Source organism: Verrucomicrobiota bacterium (genome assembly GCA_027622555.1).
Classification (GTDB): Bacteria; Verrucomicrobiota; Verrucomicrobiia; order Opitutales; family UBA2995; genus UBA2995.
The window spans coordinates 1-20,370 of sequence record JAQBYJ010000096.1 but is presented as its reverse complement, the minus strand read 5'-3'; the positions used below and the strand labels follow the sequence as shown (position 1 = coordinate 20,370).

Genomic DNA, 20,370 nt, shown 5'->3' with positions numbered 1-20,370 from the left:
ACTGGTTTTCCAAAACTTTATCATGCGCATTTTACGGACAACCAGCGGCTTTTCGAACAGGGTCTAGATTGATAAACATTTCTACGCGCGGTATTGTTGGCTCAGGCGACGGACTAATGATTGCGGGAATCATAGTTAGAGGTACGGGAAATCGCACACTCTATATTCGAGGTAACGGTCCTTCTCTTCCAAACAATCTTCAAGGTCGTCTTACGGACACTACTTTGGAGCTATTTGATTCACAAGGGGAAAGCATTATCTTCAACGACAATTGGAAAGATAACGAAAACTTTTCAACTATTGTAGCAACCAGGATCGCCCCCAACTTTCTGGAAGAAGCTGCCCTTTTTGTAAATGTGCCAGCAAGCCCGAACGGGACCTCTTATTCGATCCACCTTCGTGGAGCGAATAACTCTGAAGGCTTGGCGATAATCGAGGTTTTTGAAGTCCCAGATTGATTTGCGAACAACCTTAATTTTTTTCAAGAAAAAGGCAGGCCATTATGGCCTGCCTTTTCTCCTATACTATCTGAATTTTATCCTAATTTATTCCAAAAATATTTTAATCGTTCACTGAGAGATTTGAGAATTCTCCAAAGGCAAGCGCACCTTCTTGATGGGAGGTTACTGCCATTCCAACCAACAAGATTTCTGATAGACTCATGGATGTTTCGTTAACAAAAGTCCAATGGGTGCCATCCATGGAGTAATGTGCCTGATAAAGATTTCCAGTTCTGGTAATTTTCACCCAAAATGGCGTTCCAATATTACCGATCTCCGAGGTGTTGGAGTTTCCTCCAAAAACAGAGCGGCTTTGATACATGACTCCTACGTTTTGGGCCATGAAAATGGCAAAGTACGGGGCATCAGGTCGAAGACCATCGCGAACCATAAGCCCTGCTTTAGCCAGATTCTGTTCAGCTACCAAACTATCAATTCTAGTGATGGTTTCAAAATCACCACTCACTTCCCGAAATACATAATGAAAGGCATCACGCGTACTTCCAATATCCCCACCGGCAGCAGCAACTATAAATGAATTCGCTAGAGAATCATAAGCGGCGTCACCATTAACTCCAACTTTTCCTATATCGGTACTGATAAATGTTTCTGTTGAAGATTGAGCCTCCAGTTTTAGGATGTTGAGCTGGGTGAAATCAGCAGTAACCATATCATCCTTACCGTTCGCGGCCACAGCCAGGCCGATGAAAATTGTATCAGAAAAGTCCACGATATCTTCCGAGAGAAAGGACCAGTTCTCGCCGTCCTCGGAGTAATACGCGCTAATGTAGGTGCCTTCTTTAATTAATCTGAGCCAAACGGGTGCAACAATACCGCCTTTCCCGGATCTCGTGGTTCCTCCTCCTTCGGAATGACGGCGTGATAAATCAACACCCTTTCCGCCAGAGACGGTAAGAAACGCGTGCATGGAATCTTCGCTCGCTGACTCCCTAAACATGATTCCAGCTTTCCCAAACTCATCACCGGTGACCAAAGAATTTATTTTTACGGTTACTTCGACATCACCGGCGACTTCCCGGTTTATAAAATAGAAATCATCTTTTTGTCCCCAAGTCTCTCCGCCGACAGCCGACATACGAAAAATATCGTTTTGCACATCATAGCTGGCGGAACTGCGAAGATCTTTAGTGCCAATTTCCTTTGCGTTAAAACTTTCATCAGCGGAGTCCGAAGGCAACACGTTGGGTTCGGTAGGATCGGGGTCGGTAGGATTAGGGCCTATGGGACCTACTACTTCAATATTTGAGCTCAGCTCACCCTCAACAATTACCTCACTAAAGGTGGAGGAGCCGTTTACGCCAACCATACCAACAAGAACGAGTTGTCCTAAAACTGCCTCGGTTGTCTCCAGTAGAGACCATGAGGACCCATCGCTTGAAGAATAGCTGGAAATTGAGTCCCCTACTCTGCTGATCCTCAGCCAAGTGGCACCGACTACAGAACTGACATCAGACGCGGCCTCATTTGCTACGGAACGGTAACGTGTTATGGTTTTGCCTCCACTTAGACCAGCGAATGCAAAAGGGGCATTCGAAGTGCCTCCGCTCCGAATCATGAGGCCGGTTAAAGCAGTGTTGTTATTTGAAATGTGCGCTTTGACATCCACATCGCCTGCTAATGATTTGTAGATATACTGAAAAGAATCATCTTTTCCTGAAACATTTGCAGAACCTGAAGTCAGGAGAAATTGGTTGGTCTCGCATGAAAAACTTGCGGTTCCTGTTGCGGATTCTCCGATGATTTCACTGTAAAATACTTCAGGGCCACTCTGGGCAACAATTTCGGTAAACAGACAGGATCCGAAATAAACAAAAGAAAGCAGGATAGATTTATAAAATGGGTGCATTGCGTTTGATAAAATTCAGACGCAAGCTTCTTGGAGCCCTTATCAAAAGTCATAGTACGCCGAAATCACCCAAAGTTGTTACCGGGTTTTAACAGCTAGTTGTCCTATTTTTTTACAAAAGAGCCTTTAATCGAAAGTATGTAAAAATCCCTTTTACATATGCCCTACAAAATGGGGATTTAATAAAACAAAGAGCACTACCCATTTCGGGTGGTGCTCTTTTGAAAATGGGGGCCTGTCGGACCGACTCTCTACGGATTTATTTTCAAAATTTCCACTTCGAAAATAAGAGATGCTCCGGGGCCAATAGCACCGCCGGCGCCACGATCGCCATAGGCAATATCGGACGGCATATACAAGCGAATCTTTCCGCCTTCTCCAACCAGAGTAAGTCCTTCACTGAAACCTTTAATTACTCCACTAAGTGGAAACGTTACTGGTTCTCCTCTATCAACCGAACTATCGAATACCGTTCCATCAATTAAAGTCCCATGGTAATGCACGTTTACGCTATCCGACGCAGTAGCGTAGGTTTCAGATCCCTTGTTCAAGATTTCATAGCGCAGCCCGGATCCCGTTGTTGTAATCCCCTCTTTGCCATCCAACTGGGCAAAATATGCCTCGCCCGCAGCTTTATTATCAGCGACAGCAGATTGTTCCTGCTTTTGCGCTGCACTTGAACGCTTATCATTGAAAATCTGAAACGCTTCTTCTTGAAGACCGTCGACGTATTCAGGCTTTTCACCTTTCGAAGCCAGGCGAAACCCTTCAATAATTTGAGCCACTTCATCTTCAGAGTATGAATTTAACATCAAATCCGTTCCTATAGAAAATCCTAACGTGCGGAATATTTTTTGTTTCTCAGTAATTTCTTCAGTCATAATGGGTTCGGATTGCACTGGATCTTTAGCTTCAACTGTTTCGGCATTGGGTTGTTTGCCACAGCCGACAAGCCAGAGAGACAGGAAGCTTAAGGCGGTGGAAAATAAGATTTTATAAAAAGCGTTTGTAATCATAGCTGCTAGGCGTCGTTTTGATTTTGAAATAAAGGGGAGGAGAAAAGACCGACTATGCTGCCGGGTAAAGAAGTTTTTTTAAGGCCAGGTAGTATAAAGATAATCCCCCTTGATAAATCAGAACTGCGAGTATTAAGGAGAGGTATACCAGGAAATAGCCAACCTTGAGCATTGCCTCCACCAATTGAACGTCGGGATTGATAGCCAGAATAAAATCTTTCATCCCGCTTGAGAAGGGAGCCCACGGATTAGATTCATCAAAGGAGAGCAAGTGTTTTAAAGAATAACCCCACAACACGACGATCAAATACAACTGGCTACCAACAAGCCAGGGGATGGCGGAGGCTTCACGTTTGATTAGGTACCGGTGACCTCGCAATTCAAAGTATCCACCCAAGGCTACAGCCAATCCCACCAGGACTCCGTATAAGTTTCCCAGGAAAAGAACTACGACAGTAGACAACAGGGCAAACCAGATTATACTCCAACTGTTTACCCGGGAAATTTGCTCGGCTCGGCGAATCTTTTTTTCGGAGATTAATGCCCCATCCATGTTGCGACAGGATTAAGCTCACTATTGAAATGGCAACCACAGAACTTTATGGCTGCAATTGGGGTCCGGTAAAAAATGGGGAATCATTATTCCTGCAGTAATGGTGGAGAAAATTAGGTCCTTTACGGAACTTGAATTATCCGCCGCCTTTATCCAGGATTCGCTCCATAACCTTCTAGAAGCTCTGACCCAACCATGGATCTTAATACACTTATATACGGACTCGGCATTTCAGGACTCTTTGCGTCCCGTGCATTTATTCCTGCTTTCATCTCTTCAGTCGTACTTAGGTTTGGAGGTAACTTTCCACTTCTGAAGGAGGTCGATATCCTCCAAAATATAGGCGGAGGAGAACCCAGTTGGTTCACGAATGGCTATGTAATTACCGCCTTGGGCGTTTTGTCCTTGCTCGAAATCGGTGCAACAAAAATTCCGGAAGCCGAAGAAGCTCTGGAAAGCGTCAATAAATATTTGAAGACAGGCATGGTAGCGGCGACCTATTTCGGATTCCTGAGTACGGCGGACCAAGGATACATCGAGGAGAACCTCCTGGTCATGCAGGCAGGATTCATGTCAAGCGTCTGGGGACTGCTCTCAACAGCTAACACTTACTTCTTCGCCAGTTTGAGGAGCTCCATTCTGGAATTTTTATTTGAAGCAGATCAAGATGACGATCTAGGGCTTCGCAAATTGATCAGTTGGGCTGAAGACGGCTGGGCTATCTTTGGGTTCTTCTGGCTGATCATCTACCCAGTTGTTGTATTAATAATTCTTGGAATCGTCCTCGGCAGTGCACTCCTCATAAAAAAATATTACGAATACAAGGAAGAGAAATCCCGGATTGATTGCGGCGAGTGCGACGCTACCAACTATCCATCCGCTACGGAATGCCAAAACTGCCATGCGCCTGTCAGCGCTCCTGTCAAAATTGGCATGTTTGGACAATCCAAGAGCGAGCCCGCAGGCGATCTTGGAAGCCACAAACTAAGACTGGTTGAGAAAAAGCGCTGTCCAGCCTGCGCAACAAGGCTTGGGGAAAGAGATCCCCATCAGACGTGCAAAAGCTGCGGACACGAGTTGTTTAAAGATGAAGCATTTTCCCGGGATTATCTCGGCAAGGTCGCTGGTCGCGTACCTGTGGTGCTAATCATTTCACTTGGATTGAGCTTCATCCCGTTTCTGGGACTTATTATTGGTATCATTATTTATCGGATACAACTTGTTGCACCGTTTCGAAGATACATACCCTTGCATAGAAGCTTCTTTATAAAGTGGATGATCCGATTTCTGTTCCTGTTTCTAATTGTACTCCAGGTAATTCCTGGAGCTGGTGGAGTGGCCGTGCCGATAATGGCTTTCATCAGCTATAGAACATACAGAGGATCTTTTCTTAAAGGTCTAAACCTGAGTGTCTAAAAGCAGACGATCCGAACTACTCATTTGAAGATCCAAGCGGGTTCGAAGAAGGCCGGTTTTAAAAAAATCTTCAAATTCCTGTTTTCAGTTTACCTTATTTGAAAAAAAGAAAGGAAGTGCTTGGTGTGAAAGGGCAAACCAATCCTTTACCATGATCCAAATAAGACCTTTCACACTAAACGATTGGGACGGCATCTGCCAAGTGCATGACCGTTCCCGTCCCATTGAACTAAAAGATTCAAACAACGAGCATTCTTTCATTCCCATGAAAGATGACCCCGAAAGCGCGGGGCTCCAACAATGTCGCTTGCTCGTCGCTTGTGAAGGAGATCGGGTAATCGGATTCTCCGGGTCACATGAAGAATATCTGGGATGGTTGTATATGGATCCCGCTTATACAGGGCGTGGAATAACCAAACAGCTTCTTAAAGAGTCATTAAAGTACATCGGTCCACGAGCTTGGACAATCGCAATGGCCGAGGATAAAAAAGCTCAAAAACTTTACGAAAGTGAAGGATTCAAGATTAGAAATTCATTCGTCTCAGACGATGAAGGGTATCCGTGTGAAGTTTATAAAATGTGTATGGCTTAATCACGAGAGATCTTCTCCGCTCTAATACCCATTATTGGCCCCAAAGGACGCCGCCCTCGAATTCCGATGAATGGAAATACACCTTTTGCTCCAGAACCTATAATCATGGTTGAGGCATCGCTTGCATCTAATTGACCACCTACAATCACGCCTGCTGCTTGTGCCATCTCGTTCATTCCATGTTCTGAGATCTTGTCAAAAACCATAAACCAAATCTTTTTCTTCTCTGGATCGATTCCTAAGAAAGTACGCGCATCTCTGAAATGGTTCTGGTTTATTGCAGCAGATCTTATTTCACCATTTGTGATGCTGATACTCTGAACGCCCAATCCCCATTTCAACTTAGCGAGAAATTCAAGTCTGGGTGGCTTTTGGGCCTCAAAGTGGAATTCCCCTGCTTCGTCCCAACCAAACATGTAGGAATTTTTATGTAAATGGGTGAATTCGCCATCCCAGACAAGAGTTTCAAGAGAATCGACTTCCCTTAGTGGGTAACTTTTCCACCATTCTCCAGGTAAATACCGGGTCGAATTCATGAGAATACTTAAATCATGCTGCACCAATAAAGCGTCCGCAGGAAGTAAGGTAAAATGCCGCTTAGTCGAGTATGAGGGACGGGGTTTTCTGAAAAACAATTCGACCCCGGGCTCATCCCAGTAGATCTCCGCAATCATCGCTTTTCCACTTCCGTAATCCGTAGGAATTTCAAGACAAGAATAGTAAACTCCCCTGAAGATTTCTTCGCTCCATTGCAGCTTTGGACGCAGAACAACAAAAAATAGCAACCAGCCCGCAAGAGCACACGCAGCCGCAATAAAGCCTAACCGAAAAAAAAGTTTTCTACTAAACCAATGCATCCGTAACCCGCAGCGCTTTCTGGAACGACTTTGCGACGAACTACTCCGTCGCCTCTTTTTTCGCCAATGATTGTCGGATTGGTTATTTGGAAGGTCGGTCATCAGAAAAGATCCATCTGCTCGGGTTTTGTTGGCTCCAGTTCGAACGGCCATTTTGGAATCTCCAGGTCAAGGCCCGCGTCGGACAGCAGCTGAGTAAAGCGTCTTCCAAGATCCGGAGCATATAAATCGTCGGGCATGTGAGTAAAAAAGTAAGGTTGTAAACCTTGGTCAAGCCATTGCAAAACCGGATCCACCCATTCTTTAAGGTACATCTCAGTTAGCTTCATTGTTGGATGCCCGACAAAACGGATGAAAGGCCGCGAAGCAGTGGCTGTTTTTGAGACGGGTAGTCGTGGCTTTCTCCGTTGCGCGTCTTCAGTGTCCTCATCCTCAGCTTTGCCAGCAAAGAGAGCTCTGGTATCGAAAATAACTCGATCCACTTTGAGATCTGAAAGCGCTCGATCGAAATCATGCTCATCACTACTCCCCTCGAAGAATCGAGGATTTCGAACTTCGACCGCAAATGTGTAATCGCTTGGCAGGCGTTTTAAAAAAGCGATTAGATACTCAAGGTGACGTGGTTCAAAATGAGAAGGTAGCTGAAGAAAAAATGACCCCAGGTGAGGTCCAAGAGGTTCGACTCTTTTGATAAATTTGACCGTTTCTTTCTCCGCATTTCTCAGCAACAAATCATGGCTTACGATTCTTGGAAATTTGAAGCAAAACTCAAAGTCAGGTTGAGCTTCTTCGTTCCAACGCTTAATGGTGTCCTTTGATGGCAGGCCGTAGAATGAAGAGTTCCCCTCTACCGCTTTAAAGACACTTCCATATTGAGGAAGGAAGTCGGACCGCTTGGCATCGGAAGAAAAGAATTTTCCCACCCAAGGACTATGAGCCCAAACCGGGCAACCCACTTTTAACCGTTCTGCTTTTCCCGCGGACATATTTTTTGAAAGTCCTCCCAATAATCAAACGAAGAGGATAGCAATTAGCATTTCGGCCTTACTATCCTTCGAGTTGGCGCGATCGTTTTTTGCCACCCTTTGGGTGTGATTCCCTTCTGTTTCTGGAACAAGCGAGACAACTGACTCGTGGACTCGAATCCGACCATTCGAGCAACATCGGACACCGCAAGGTGGAGTGATAAATATCGTTCGGCCAGCACCATGCGACGTTCGCCAAGGTACTCAGAAATAGACTTTCCTTGTTCCTTTTGAAAATGCCGCCGGAGAGTCCTTTCAGATGCCCCCAAGTCTGGCGCCATGCTGGTTAGGTCAAGCTTTCCAGGTAGAAGGTCTTCGATATACCTGATTGCACGATCTGTTAAAGACCAAGCATCTGGGGAATTGCCATGTGATAAAAGTGTGAGCATTTCAAAACCGAGGTAACGGACAAACAAACTAAGTGATACAGGGTCCGGCATTTTCACTCTAATTAATTCTGCCCTGGCGAAAACAATCTTTTCGATTCCGCTAGCATCAAGGAGTCTTGAAGAGCTGATCCCGGGGATTGGTTCGGCTGCAGATTCGGGTAAAAAAGGTTCAGGAGTGATAGTTATAATGAGGGCTGAAAAAGCTTCATTTGGGGAGGCCGATAAACGATGGGTAGTTCCAGGCTCAATCAGATACAACCCGCCTGGCTCCAGCCGTTTGAGGTCGCCTCCGAAAACTAACTCTCCAGTTCCATGCAACGCCAACCCCACTTCATAATTTTTATGAGAATGAGCGGTAACTTTAAACTCTGGGCGAAATTCGCAAACACCTAGAGTTTCAAATCTATAACGACACGTCTGTGAGGCCTTCAACCAGGAGATGTTGTTGAGAAAGGCTCTTTTTAAAACGTGAAGTAATTGCAGCGATTCCATCTCCAATTATTTCACCCTTTCATTGGAGACTCGGCTTTTGCTCAACGAGGGAAGAAAGCGCGATTCCGATACGCGGATAAGGGAGAACACAAAGAAAACAAAATAGACAAGAACGGCTAGAACCTGAGTTGGGATTCTCATTCGATCCGGAATCGCCTGATATGATTCGATGTGGAAATACAAAACTATGCCCATAAAAACTGAAAAAAAGGCCATGGTGGAGTAAAAGAGAATAGATTGGGTTTTAGGAAGGTATGCATCGCTCTTTTGATAAAGGATAATGAAATAAATTGAACCGATACCACTGAGAATGGTACTACCTCCAAAACGAACAACGGAATAAGCATCTGGCACCGTAGAAGCTAATATAGCCCAGGTAAGAAAATAAAACGCGAACAGTCCGAAGAAGAAACTGAAAAAGGCTCTGAAAAAAACATGAGAAAGTGGCGTCACCATTTGATCATCTTTGGATATGCAACCTTACTTTCCAAACTCAAAACGCATTCGCTTTAAACGAATCGTCAAAACAATGTTTTACAACAATGGCTATCTTATCCGAAAGTCTTTTGTAGCTCCTTCATTTCCAATTCCATGAATTCCAGTCTCTATCGAGGACGTATTGCCCCGTCACCAACGGGGTATTTGCATTTGGGTCACGCAAAGACTTTTTGGTCGGCCTACCAACGATACAGGGACGCGAAGGGGGTGTTAATTTATCGCGACGAAGATATCGACCCCCATCGTTGTAGAGATGAGTTTTCAAAGGCAGCGATTGACGATCTAAAACAACTAGGGATCAGCTGGGACGAAGGACCCATCAAACAAAGCGAACGATTGTCTCATTACACAAAGGCCCTGGAGGTTCTCATAGATGCCGACCTCGTTTACCCCTGCATACATTCCCGAAAAAAAATCAAAGAGGCTATAGGACCCATTGCGCACAATGCGGAAGAGCCATTGTTTCCTTTGGAACTCAGGCCAAAACCAGAAGTACACCAGCCGCCGATTGATCTGTCGAAAAATTGGAGATTCAAAGTGCCTGAGAATGCCTTCATTCGATTTGAAGATCTAAAACAAGGGCCACAAGCTTTCGAAGGCCAAAAGGATTTTGGAGATTTTTTGGTTTGGCGCAAAGAAGGCGTTCCTTCGTATGAACTGGCAGTAGTTGTGGATGACATCGAAATGCAGATAACCGAAGTAGTCAGGGGCAAAGACCTGCTGGTTTCTACCGCTAGACAATGGTTGATATACGAAGGCTTAAGCGCGACTCCTCCTACGTTCTACCACGAAGACCTGGTGAAGGACGAATCAGGCGAAAGACTAGCTAAGCGCAAAGACTCTTTGGCCCTACGAACCCTTTTTTCAAAAGGACACACACAGGAGAGTTTGGAAAAACTGTGGATTGAATCTTCGTGAAATCCGTACACGAAGAGACCCTCGGATTTCTCCGAGGGTCTAAAAATCGGGAGGAGCTCGCCACGCTCTCGTCCTTCACTGACATTTGGCACTCAACTGTCGTAGGTTGTCAGTTCCCCGACGCTATTCTCCCTGGCTCGGAAGCTTTCGATCTCGTAGCAGGACCGCTTAGTTAATTACTCAACTAAGTTATCGAGTGAAGCCTCTCAGCCTGAATGTTGAAATCTGCCGATTTCTCCACAAAGACACGGCTAGGAAATTATCCGCGACGGTTTCATTCCTCTCCTCTTTCCCTCAGGTCGGCCTCCATTTTTGGTGGAGCGTTAGCCCAAGGGTACGGGTCTGGCCTCTTAACTCTCAGATTACTTTTTTATTCGCAGACGGTTGCGTTTTTGCGCTTCCGCTTAGGATTTCGTGACTTGCCTTGTCCTTCTATCCTCTAAGCATTTTTCCATCTTTTCGACCATACTTTATAATTTGGCCGGAGCTATTGCTCGATTTCATTTTGCTTCCTGGCTAATGGTAGTTATCGCATCCTTTCTCAGGATACCACTTTCCGGATCGGGTCGAAACGGCCCTTTCCTTTTAACTCGGTTTGTCTTTCGTTTCTTTTTTCAGACTCCCGCCTAGCTCCGATTCGTTATTACAGTTGAGAACGACCTCCCCTGTTGGAGCTGGTGACATATGCCTTAAGTTCGCTTTCACTCACCCAAGGAGTAAGGCCCGCCAGGTATACCTTACCTTTTTTCCGAAGTAACCTTCGTTTTTTATCCCAGAGGTTTGTTTCCTCACCTCTGTTCTATCAAAGAACTAAGAACAAGCCTACGAAGGAAAATGCATCCGTCAATAAAAAAGTTTCATAAAATGCTGTCAGTCAATATGTTGTGAATACTTTGTGAATAACATTGTTCCAATAATAGCAACACTCGAAGAGGTCAGACTAGATGGAGGTTTCACCTGCATAACAGTGTTAATAAGTCTAAGAAGCCCCGGTGAATACAGTATGGCAATAAGTTAAACTGCGCAAAACTTAGGAAAAAAGTTTTCAGGTTTGGATAAAAATTCAGCAAGAAATTGCCCAATAAAACCTTCCAGCGTTTGTCAGGTCTACTTTTTAGAAGTAACATTTCGATGGCCTTACGTCAAAGACTGACCTAGCAATAATAAGATCGTTACTCCATGAAACTTACCACATACCTATATTTAGCTTTCTTTATGTTTATAACAAAAGGCATGGATGCCAAAACCATGGAAATAGGTGCCACTATTCCTACCGTAGAAGCGACTCTCGATTCGGGTAAAAAAGTTGACTTGGCTTCAAGCTCCACTGAGGGCTACACGTTGGTCTATTTTTACCCAAAGGCCAATACACCAGGATGCACGAAACAAGCTTGTTCTCTAAGAGATGCATATGAAGTGCTAGTTGAAAAAGGAGTTACCGTATACGGAGTAAGTAAAGACAGCGTTAAGTCACAGACATCGTTCAAAGATAAGTATTCGCTCCCATTTTCCTTGGTGGCAGATTCCAAATCGGAAGTTATCAAAGCTTTTGGAGTTCCACAGAAACTCGGTTTTGCAAGTCGACAGGCCTTCCTGTTTAAGGATGGAAAACTGGTATGGCGAGACCTGGCGGCCTCAACATCCAAACAAGCAGAGGATGTTTTGGCTTTTCTAAATTCAGCTGAAAATAGGTCCAAATAGAGCCACAACAACACACTTTATGGCAACCAGTACTGTAGAAAATTATATCAAAACCATTTACATTGAGTGTCGAAAAATCGACGAAAAAATGCTACCCATTGGTCGTTTGGCGCAGTCTTTGAAAGTAGTGCCTGGTACAGCAACGACGATGGTGAAATCTTTGCACGAAGCCGGATTGGTTGAATACGAACCTCGAATTGGAACACGACTAACCAAGCAAGGAGAGGCGCTTGCACTCCACGTACTTCGTCGACACCGACTCGTAGAGCTCTTTTTAGTCAAGGTTCTGAAAATGGATTGGTCTGAAATCCACGACGAAGCAGAGCATCTGGAACATGTAATTTCAGACCGGGTCCTCGAAAGAATTGATGAGCTTCTTGGCTATCCACAATACGACCCTCACGGAGACCCTATTCCAACCAATTCTGGGCACCTCCATGAGCGCAATCTTCAAAATCTCGTCCATTGCCAAACAGGTACCGAAGCGAAGGTAGCACGAATACTGGATCAAGACGCATACTTCCTTCAATTCGCTGAAAAGAACGGCCTCATTCCTGGCAATTCTGTTGAAGTGCTTGGTCGTGATGAAGCTGCAAATGCGATAGAAGTTAAAACTGCTTCCGGAGTAACGATAACGCTTGGAGAGCAGGCTGCTTTGAAAATTGAGGTGGAATGAATAAAGACCTCGAGGAGTTTGTTTTTCTACCTTCGCCGAAGTCCTTTATCATTCATGGCAAAACATCACATATTCTTTCGAATGATTTAAGACTGCTTAACTCGACCCGAGAACAGTTGGATAATCTTCCTGAATCCATTTCTTTGGTTAGATCCCAGAACCAAAGCCGACGTGAGTACTATAGTCTGTCGGTAAAAGAAGAGGTCATTCAGATAGAAGCCTCCAACGAACAAGGCTGGCATCTGGGTATATTGACCCTGAAACAGCTGGCTTTAGGATCTCCATTCTATCTTCCGCAATGCGAAATCGAAGATTTCCCAGACTTTGAACATCGAGGCATCATGCTCGATATTTCGCGCAATAAAGTTCCGACCCGGGGAACCTTGTACTACTTGATAGACCTTTTCGCCGATTGGAAAATCAACCAGGTTCAATTATATATCGAACACACCTTTGCCTACCCCGGGCATGAAATTGTTTGGCAGGAGGCATCTGCCCTCACACCTACAGAAATCCAAAACCTGGATACTTACTGTCGAGAGCGTTTTATAGAGCTTGTTCCCAATCTTAACTGCTTTGGGCATATGACCCGCTGGCTCGTTTACGATAAATACCGCCCATTGGCAGAACACCCAAACGGAGGTGAAACGGATTTTGGCTACCGGGAAAAGCCACAGGGCTTATGTGCAATTGATCCAGGTTCCATCGCGCTCGCCCGTGAGCTGATCCAAGGAATGATTCCACACTTTCAGAGCGAACAAGTTAATGTGGGTTGCGATGAAACGATCGACCTAGGCTATGGTAGAAGCAGAGAAGTAGTGGAAGAAAAAGGTCGGGGACGCGTCTATATGGATTACCTTAAACAAGTACACCAAATCTGCGAAGACAACGACCGAACCATGCAATTTTGGGCGGACATTGTTTTGAAATACCCTGAATTGATTGGGGAAGTCCCGAAAGATTGTATTGCGCTAAATTGGGGCTACGAATCGATACATCCGTTCGAGGTCGAGACAGCCCAATTACAGGCCTCAGGAATACCTTACTATGTATGCCCAGGAACATCCTCGTGGCATAGCATAGGAGGCCGAACGGAAAACATGATCCAAAACATCAACTCAGCTGCTCATTGGGGAAGAACCAACGGTGCAATGGGGATGATGACAGCTGATTGGGGTGATAGTGGACACCTACAACCTTTGTTAGCAAGTTTCCCAGGTTATGTATTAGGAGCTGCACAAGCATGGAATTTTCAGGAGAATTTCCCCCTCAGTAAAGCATTGGACATGTTTGCTTTCAAATCGACTGGATGGGGAAACCTGCTTCTGGAAATCGGCAATTTAGATACCCCTGCTGGTATCTACATCCACAACTGCTCGATTCTTTTCAAACTTCTCCAGGGTGATAGTGAAACGCTAAAAGCAAGAGATGATTTAGATCTCAAGGATCTAATGAAGATTCGGCATTTAGCTGAAAAGTTAAGCATTGAAAAAGTGAGACTCTCAACCAGCCATCCAATCGATCCGCTGTTCGATCAAGAGTTTGCATGGGTCATTGATATGTTGAAACACGGGTGCGAAAGAGGGATTCAAATCCTAAAGAACTTCCCCGCAGTTGATCTTCATGCAAAAGCCTGCGTACTGAGAGACACTCACAAACAATTGTGGCGTGCCAGAAACCGACCAGGAGGCTACGATGACAGCAGAGACTGTTTTAGGGTACTAACAAACGGTTAGCACTACCTTCATTGAGACAAAAAGGTAAGTACCCATATACAGCCTGCAGGTTGATGAATTGTCACAATAATCTCTTAGAACCCAAAATACCTGATAAAAGGGTTAAAATTCTTTGTATAAAATGTTTAAAAACCGCGAGAACAGGGGATTTTGTGTGTGGGCGCCTACTAGTGAAGATGGATTAACGAAGAAGCTATTTTTCTCCGCCAATCTCATCTATTAAAACTCTGTAATGCTTAAACGGGTATCAACACGTAATCTCTTGGTCAGTGCGGCTTTCTTTGCAGGAATTGTAATAATCGGGCTTTTAAAGCTTCTTCACAGTTGGGAGAAAGAACAATTTGCGCTCAAAATCCAGACCAACAACGAGCTAAACCATAAGTCATTTCAAATCGCATTGGATTCTGAGTTTCAGAAAAACCAAACACGGGCCCAAATTCTGGGTGAGGAAGCGAAGTTGAGACAAGAACTTCAAAAAATTTATTTTGCCCCGACACAAAATGAATTGCCTTCAAAAGAAGCGTTGCGACAAACGCTATTACCCTACTGGCAAAAAATGTCTACAAGGGAAGTTCAGCCTGAGCTTACGATTCACCTGCCAAATTCCGAGAAACCATTGATTGAGCTACGAGGAGGATGGAGTCATTCTAAAGAGGAAGCAACTGATCCATCCGTACTTCGATTGGCATTCGAAAACGAAATGCTTGCCAAGGGTCTGGAACACACCCCTTCAGGCGTAATCGTCTCCACCGTAGAACCCATTTATTCAACTACCGAAATTTCTGGAAACAGAAGGCTTATAGGTTTTCTTCGAATTGCTTCATCAACGACACAGATCTTAGAGACAATTTCAGGATCGCCTGAAAATGGTGATTCGGCGCTATTGATATCGACGGATCCCGAAGAGGAGCTCTCAGACGATTATAAGGAACAACTTGTCCGTATTCCAAATTATCAATCGCTACTTCGCATAAGCGATTCTACGTCGCCTACTATTCGTTATATCTTGAAAAATTTTGATGAAATTCACGATTACGAAGGCTACAATTGGCAGTCCATATTGTCTCGCGATCATTGGTTTTCGCTATCCACCTATGAGATCGAATCAAAAGGAGCAACCGAGACTACCTATGTTTTCGCTACCTGGAAGGATATCTCAGATGATGTCGCTCAGACCAACCAGAACTTCCAGAGCATACTGTTCTATGCGATGGGAGGTTTCGTCCTATCAGGAATCTTGATCCTTCTTATTTATAACATCTTTAGAATGCGGGTCGAAGAAGCGGTGGCTGCGAAAACAGTAGCCCTTAAAAACCAAAATCAGGAACTCGGTCATGCACGAAGAAGAGCAGAATCCACAGCCAAAGAAGCCGCCTCTGCGAGTGAAGCAAAAAGTACTTTCCTGGCCACAATGAGTCATGAGATCCGCACTCCCATGAACGCGGTCATTGGGATGACAAATATGCTTCTTGAAAGCAACTTAACGCCCGAACAAAAAGACTATGCCGAAACCATGCGGAGTAGCAGTGATTCCTTACTCACTCTTATCAACGATATTTTAGACTATTCAAAAATTGAAGCCGGCAAACTTGATTTGGAGCAAAGGCCATTTGAAATCGGCCAGTGCCTCGAAGAGGCATTTGATCAGGTGACGGCAAAAGCTCATGAAAAAGATTTGGAACTCGGTTACCTGATTGATGAAACCGTACCTGACACCATTTTAGGCGATATCTCCCGTCTCCGCCAAATATTGGTCAACCTGCTCAGTAACGCATTAAAGTTTACACATTCAGGAGAGGTGCAAGTAACGGTTCGGGCAATCAAGCGAGAGCACAATCAATACGAAATCCTCTTTGCAGTCCGGGATACCGGAATAGGAATTCCAGAACACCGATTGAATCGCCTTTTTAAATCGTTTACGCAGGCCGACAGCTCAACAACGCGGCAATACGGTGGCACAGGACTCGGGCTGGCCATTTCCAAACGCTTGGCGGAAATTATGGGCGGAAAAATGGAGGTTAAAAGTAAGGTCGACCAAGGTTCCACTTTTCACTTTTCGATCTTGGGTAAACCATTCCCAGCACAAAATAGATTATACCTTAAAGAAAAAGATCCTCAACTAACCGGGAAACGAGTACTCATTGTCGACGATAACGAAATCAATCGCAAGCTACTGCTCGCTCAAACCAAAGCATGGGGAATGGATCCGTTTATGAGCGAATCTGGTCCAGATGCTCTCGCTGAAATTATAAAGGGAGAAAAATTCGATCTGGCACTCATTGATTTTAAGATGCCTGAAATGAATGGCCGTGAGCTTGCCATGAAGATTCGTGAGTTCCGAACAGAAAAGGAACTGCCACTAGTGCTTCTTAGCTCAATCGGATCTATTTTGGAAGAACCAGTATCGCGCTATTTCACCGAAGTTCTTAGCAAACCAATTAAACCGTCCGCACTTCACAATTCGCTCCTTTCTGTAGTCGATCACCGACCAAAAAATTTCACTCCCGAGCCGAAGACGAAGTCTCCCTATTCTTTTGCTAAAGAATACCCCATCAAGATTCTAGTGACGGAGGACAATCCGGTTAACCAGAAAGTTGTTCTACTACTTTTAAAGAAACTCGGATTTACCGACCCAATTACCGTGGCCACTAATGGTCAAGAAGCGTTGGAGAGACTGGAGGAAGATAGCTACGATGCCATTCTTATGGATATCCAGATGCCTGTCATGGATGGCCTGGAAGCTACCAAGCGAATTTGCGAAAAATACTCAGTAAGTGAACGTCCCTGGATCATAGCGCTTACTGCTGCTGCTATGGGAGGAGACCGGGAACGGGCGCTCGATGTTGGGATGCACGATTTTATTACCAAACCCGTGAGAACCGAACGATTGATAGAAGCATTGAAAAAAGTCCCCATTCGCAAGCGGCTCCATAAAAAAGGTTAAATAAGTTGCGACCTCACCGGTGTATTGAGGGTAACATGATTGACTGGCGCAGGTCAGAGTCACAGACAGAAGGAAAACCTTTTGACCCAATACCTGCATACAGTTAAGCACTTTGATTCCTCAAATGATACATTATCGTTCTATCCTTGTTTTGGCCCTGTTTTTATTATCAGCCACAGCATACGCCCAACCAGCAGAATTTCTGGACGTAAAAGTGGCCGTGATTCGTTCGCTGCAAGAAAATCTGCAACTAAAAATCGAGGGTATTACAGTTCTCAACGCAGAGGAAGATATTACCATTCGCTCGTCCGACTTCGATACTAATTTTTTTGCATCTGGGACTCAAAGAGGAAGCCGTGGTGCAGGTTCCAGGAGCTTCGAAGGAATTAGTAGTCACAGTAGTCTTGTTAGAACGGGCGTCTCAAAGTTTTTGAATTCCGGGGCCGAGGTGCAGGTGACAACCAACTATGCAAGGAGTAGCACAGGTAGTAGTTCCCAGATTCTAAATCCAGCCCACACTTCAGACCTATCTATGTCGCTAAGACAACCTTTGCTTGAAGGGCGAGGCACTGAAATAAATCTTATCCCTCTTCAACAAGCACAAATCGATGCTAGGCGTGCAGAGCTATTCCTAAAGGATTCCGCGATACAACAAATGGAAATAACCGAGGCCTCGTACTGGGATCTTGCATTCGCCCATGAGGTTCAAAAAGTGCGAACTGCCAGCCTCGAAGTTGCACAAAAACTGTTAGAAGAAAACATGGAGCGCGAGCGCGTAGGTTTGGCCACTAATATAGATGTTCTGCAATCTCAGGTTTTTTTAGCGACCAGCGAAGAAGCGGTTATCACAGCCGAAGCATTAATCGAGAACAGCCAAGACCGACTGTTTAGACAAATGGGGTCTGATGAATACCCTGAACATTACGTATCTGTAAGCCCACTACCTGAAATTTTGTCCCAAGAAATAGGAACGAGCACTGCCATGCCGACCATCCTGGCCAACAATCCTAATTTCCTTCAACAGCGGATGAACATCGAAGTTTGGGAACTCTTCGTCAAATCGAGTAAGAATGCAACCCGGCCGAATGTTGATTTGACTGCCGGCCTCGGTTTTTCGGGCTTGGATGATTCACTCTTGGACTCCTATGGAAATACCTTGGAGCGGGACGGCTACGATTGGACTGCGGGTGTTGAGTTTAGAATCCCCTGGGGTCAGCGAGGCGATAAAGCGAGGTATCAAAAAACAAAAAACAACCTCTATCGTGAACAACTTCAGCTCGCAGACATCGAACAAGATCTGCGTGTAATTAATCGATCCAATTGGCGAAATTGGACTACGGGTGTGGAACGGGTTAAAGCAGCAAAACTTTCCCTAACATTGGCTACTGAACAATTTGATAGGGAAAGAAGCAAATACGAAAGTGGGTTGGCAACTTTTCGAGAATTGCTCCAAGCGCGCGAGGATCAAGACGAAGCCAATCTTCGATACCTCAGTTCAATTCTCGATGCGGTCAAAGCACAAATCATTAACATGGCCCTTGATGCTTCACTACCTCGACGATACGGCCTGTCTTGGGAAACCGCACACGAGCTTATGGTGCCAACAACATCACAAAATCCTTAGATCAAGACTGAGAGTTTCATTGCCAAAGATGGATAGATCACTTGGCTCCTCTCTATGAGATTATTTTTGCTGAGGCATGCAGAAACGGTTCCTGGTATAAAAGAGCAGTTGAGGGGTTTAACTCCTAAAGGCATCAAATCCATTCAAAGGTTAGTAGATTTTCTAGATGGAAAAGAACTCACAGGTATTTCGGAAATCCGGCATAGTTCATATTTGTCGACAGGAGAAACCGCTAAATATTTTCAGGAAATGGCCAAGCTAAAGGCAATCATCCGTGAGGTGCCACTCCTTGAACCTTATGCTGATTTTAGAATCCTTGCTGATATGTTAGATGAATCGGACGAATCCCTCCTTTTAGTTGGACACAAACCAAATCTGGGTATGCTGGCTTCCTACCTACTTACACAGGGATCGAGAGTTGATATGTTTAAGATCAAGAAGTCAGGATTGCTTTGTTTGGAGAAAACAAAGAGCGAAGAAATCGACATGGGATGGAAATCCCGATGGCGAATTGTTTGGCAGATTGCGCCAAATCAATTGAAAAAGCGAAAATCCTAAGGGTTCAACCCATCACATTAAGCGGTATTTAGTTTACAGTGTTTCCACTCGGCTTTAACTCAAATCACTAAATACAATTCGCATGCAGTCAAAAAATAGAAAGCGGCTCGAATAAAAAGGTCAGCAAACAACCTATTAATTTTGTCTAGATTTCCCAAATTAAAGGACTTATCTTAGTGATGCTCCTATTTTTCGGTTATTCATATGTGACAACCAAGCTATTTAGTGAGTAGCCGGTATTTACCATTTACTTATTCACAAACTTATTCACACACTAAAGTGCTTCCCGCTTAAAAAATCCTTATAGTCCTATACCTGCCTTATGAACCTTTCCCAAGTTGAGTCGAAAGACCTTCCTCGCGTACTAGTAATTGACGATGAGATGGGCCCAAGAGAAAGCCTACGCTATCTGTTAGATGAAGAATTCCAAGTGGATGTTTGTGACCGTGTTGAAGCTGGGCTGGAGAAGATCAGCCAGACAACTTTTGATACCATTATCATGGATATCCGACTACCTTCGATGAATGGGATCGAAGGCCTGGCAAAGGTCCGCGAAATAGATAGCCAAGTCTCTATCATCATGCTCACCGGTTATGGAAACCTGGAGACCGCACAAGAAGCCATCAAGTTCGGCGCAAACGAGTATGTCACCAAGCCTTTCGACATCCACCGTATGCTTGAGATTGTCAGGAAGCACAGTAAAGAGGCAAATTTGCGCCGAAAGCGTGGTTTCATGCTAAAGGAAGTCCAAAAAATGAATGACATCCTGAAGGGCCAACTTGAAGAACGCGAATCAATGGCTTCTTGGGGTAAGGCTTCAGCGCGCCTGGTCCATGACCTATCCTCACCTCTCACTGCTATACTCTGAGATTGCCCCGAAAAATGGAGACCCGTTGTGCTTAGGTTATAATTTAGATTCATTTGATTCGTTGATGTCAAATCCTATGGCAGCCCCCGCGGGGGCTGCCATAGGATTGGCGGTATTCTCTTGGGCTCATTGAGCCTAAA

At 44.7% G+C, this 20,370-nt stretch carries 17 protein-coding genes; 11 read left to right on the top strand and 6 right to left on the bottom strand.

The genetic code is table 11. The features are described 5' to 3' along the window. A partial coding sequence (locus tag O3C43_19565; protein ID MDA1068690.1) for a hypothetical protein occupies positions 1-458 on the top strand: 458 nt, incomplete at its 5' end. A gap of 103 nt (positions 459-561) precedes the next feature. Here the strand turns inward: O3C43_19565 and O3C43_19560 are convergent. From O3C43_19560 to O3C43_19550, 3 genes are all read right to left on the bottom strand, one after another. Continuing rightward, entirely contained in the window at positions 562-2,367 is a 1,806-nt protein-coding gene (locus tag O3C43_19560) for a hypothetical protein (GenBank protein MDA1068689.1), read from the bottom strand. 251 nt (positions 2,368-2,618) lie between these two features. Then, positions 2,619-3,383: an FKBP-type peptidyl-prolyl cis-trans isomerase gene (locus O3C43_19555; protein ID MDA1068688.1), complete on the bottom strand. Its 765-nt coding sequence runs from the start codon at positions 3,381-3,383 to the stop codon at positions 2,619-2,621. A 52-nt stretch (positions 3,384-3,435) separates the two neighbouring features. Next, on the bottom strand, positions 3,436-3,936 hold the full coding sequence (locus O3C43_19550) for a hypothetical protein (protein MDA1068687.1): 501 nt from the start codon (positions 3,934-3,936) through the stop codon (positions 3,436-3,438). Positions 3,937-4,131: 195 nt separating this feature from the next. On the opposite strand from O3C43_19550, the gene O3C43_19545 reads away from it, so the two are divergent. After that, positions 4,132-5,352 carry a DUF4126 domain-containing protein gene (locus tag O3C43_19545; protein ID MDA1068686.1) on the top strand — a complete coding sequence of 407 codons (1,221 nt, stop codon included), beginning with the start codon at positions 4,132-4,134 and terminating at the stop codon, positions 5,350-5,352. 151 nt (positions 5,353-5,503) lie between these two features. Then, complete coding sequence (locus O3C43_19540; GenBank protein MDA1068685.1) at positions 5,504-5,944, top strand: GNAT family N-acetyltransferase; 441 nt, start codon at positions 5,504-5,506, stop codon at positions 5,942-5,944. Here O3C43_19540 and O3C43_19535 read toward each other — a convergent pair. From O3C43_19535 to O3C43_19525, 3 genes are all read right to left on the bottom strand, one after another. Further along, the gene (locus tag O3C43_19535; protein ID MDA1068684.1) at positions 5,941-6,801 is read right to left on the bottom strand and encodes a phosphodiester glycosidase family protein; all 861 of its coding nucleotides are present in this window, start codon (positions 6,799-6,801) and stop codon (positions 5,941-5,943) included. The two genes, O3C43_19540 and O3C43_19535, sit on opposite strands and share 4 nt — an antisense overlap. Positions 6,802-6,902: 101 nt before the next feature. Continuing rightward, positions 6,903-7,787, bottom strand: coding sequence for a DUF72 domain-containing protein (locus tag O3C43_19530; GenBank protein MDA1068683.1), 885 nt, complete (start codon positions 7,785-7,787; stop codon positions 6,903-6,905). Positions 7,788-7,831: 44 nt separating this feature from the next. After that, entirely contained in the window at positions 7,832-8,707 is an 876-nt protein-coding gene (locus O3C43_19525; GenBank protein ID MDA1068682.1) for an AraC family transcriptional regulator, read from the bottom strand. Positions 8,708-9,298: 591 nt separating this feature from the next. On the opposite strand from O3C43_19525, the gene O3C43_19520 reads away from it, so the two are divergent. The 8 genes from O3C43_19520 to O3C43_19485 all read left to right on the top strand — a co-directional run bounded on the left by O3C43_19520 (position 9,299) and on the right by O3C43_19485 (position 20,230). Next, positions 9,299-10,123, top strand: a complete 825-nt coding sequence (locus O3C43_19520; protein MDA1068681.1) for a glutamate--tRNA ligase family protein — start codon at positions 9,299-9,301, stop codon at positions 10,121-10,123. Positions 10,124-11,302: 1,179 nt separating this feature from the next. After that, the gene (locus tag O3C43_19515; GenBank protein MDA1068680.1) at positions 11,303-11,824 is read left to right on the top strand and encodes a peroxiredoxin; all 522 of its coding nucleotides are present in this window, start codon (positions 11,303-11,305) and stop codon (positions 11,822-11,824) included. Positions 11,825-11,843: 19 nt separating this feature from the next. Next, the gene (locus tag O3C43_19510; protein MDA1068679.1) at positions 11,844-12,500 is read left to right on the top strand and encodes a metal-dependent transcriptional regulator; all 657 of its coding nucleotides are present in this window, start codon (positions 11,844-11,846) and stop codon (positions 12,498-12,500) included. Further along, positions 12,497-14,236 (top strand): family 20 glycosylhydrolase, encoded by a 1,740-nt coding sequence (locus O3C43_19505; GenBank protein ID MDA1068678.1) that lies wholly within the window; start codon positions 12,497-12,499, stop codon positions 14,234-14,236. The genes O3C43_19510 and O3C43_19505 overlap by 4 nt, the downstream gene beginning before the upstream one ends. Before the next feature lie 232 nt (positions 14,237-14,468). Then, on the top strand, positions 14,469-17,180 hold the full coding sequence (locus O3C43_19500; protein MDA1068677.1) for a response regulator: 2,712 nt from the start codon (positions 14,469-14,471) through the stop codon (positions 17,178-17,180). 124 nt (positions 17,181-17,304) lie between these two features. Further along, positions 17,305-18,804, top strand: coding sequence for a TolC family protein (locus tag O3C43_19495; protein ID MDA1068676.1), 1,500 nt, complete (start codon positions 17,305-17,307; stop codon positions 18,802-18,804). A 54-nt stretch (positions 18,805-18,858) separates the two neighbouring features. Further along, on the top strand, positions 18,859-19,362 hold the full coding sequence (locus tag O3C43_19490; protein ID MDA1068675.1) for a hypothetical protein: 504 nt from the start codon (positions 18,859-18,861) through the stop codon (positions 19,360-19,362). A gap of 322 nt (positions 19,363-19,684) precedes the next feature. Then, the gene (locus tag O3C43_19485; GenBank protein MDA1068674.1) at positions 19,685-20,230 is read left to right on the top strand and encodes a response regulator; all 546 of its coding nucleotides are present in this window, start codon (positions 19,685-19,687) and stop codon (positions 20,228-20,230) included. The last annotated feature ends 140 nt before the right edge of the window (positions 20,231-20,370 follow it).

Excerpts from the sequence above, each read along its gene's own strand:
- O3C43_19560 (MDA1068689.1), bottom strand. The coding sequence starts at position 2,367 with ATGCACCCATTTTATAAATCTATCCTGCTTTCTTTTGTTTATTTCGGA.
- O3C43_19555 (MDA1068688.1), bottom strand. The coding sequence starts at position 3,383 with ATGATTACAAACGCTTTTTATAAAATCTTATTTTCCACCGCCTTAAGC.
- O3C43_19550 (MDA1068687.1), bottom strand. The coding sequence starts at position 3,936 with ATGGATGGGGCATTAATCTCCGAAAAAAAGATTCGCCGAGCCGAGCAA.
- O3C43_19545 (MDA1068686.1), top strand. The coding sequence starts at position 4,132 with ATGGATCTTAATACACTTATATACGGACTCGGCATTTCAGGACTCTTT.
- O3C43_19540 (MDA1068685.1), top strand. The coding sequence starts at position 5,504 with ATGATCCAAATAAGACCTTTCACACTAAACGATTGGGACGGCATCTGC.
- O3C43_19535 (MDA1068684.1), bottom strand. The coding sequence starts at position 6,801 with ATGCATTGGTTTAGTAGAAAACTTTTTTTTCGGTTAGGCTTTATTGCG.
- O3C43_19530 (MDA1068683.1), bottom strand. The coding sequence starts at position 7,787 with ATGTCCGCGGGAAAAGCAGAACGGTTAAAAGTGGGTTGCCCGGTTTGG.
- O3C43_19525 (MDA1068682.1), bottom strand. The coding sequence starts at position 8,707 with ATGGAATCGCTGCAATTACTTCACGTTTTAAAAAGAGCCTTTCTCAAC.
- O3C43_19520 (MDA1068681.1), top strand. The coding sequence starts at position 9,299 with ATGAATTCCAGTCTCTATCGAGGACGTATTGCCCCGTCACCAACGGGG.
- O3C43_19515 (MDA1068680.1), top strand. The coding sequence starts at position 11,303 with ATGAAACTTACCACATACCTATATTTAGCTTTCTTTATGTTTATAACA.
- O3C43_19510 (MDA1068679.1), top strand. The coding sequence starts at position 11,844 with ATGGCAACCAGTACTGTAGAAAATTATATCAAAACCATTTACATTGAG.
- O3C43_19505 (MDA1068678.1), top strand. The coding sequence starts at position 12,497 with ATGAATAAAGACCTCGAGGAGTTTGTTTTTCTACCTTCGCCGAAGTCC.
- O3C43_19500 (MDA1068677.1), top strand. The coding sequence starts at position 14,469 with ATGCTTAAACGGGTATCAACACGTAATCTCTTGGTCAGTGCGGCTTTC.
- O3C43_19495 (MDA1068676.1), top strand. The coding sequence starts at position 17,305 with ATGATACATTATCGTTCTATCCTTGTTTTGGCCCTGTTTTTATTATCA.
- O3C43_19490 (MDA1068675.1), top strand. The coding sequence starts at position 18,859 with ATGAGATTATTTTTGCTGAGGCATGCAGAAACGGTTCCTGGTATAAAA.
- O3C43_19485 (MDA1068674.1), top strand. The coding sequence starts at position 19,685 with ATGAACCTTTCCCAAGTTGAGTCGAAAGACCTTCCTCGCGTACTAGTA.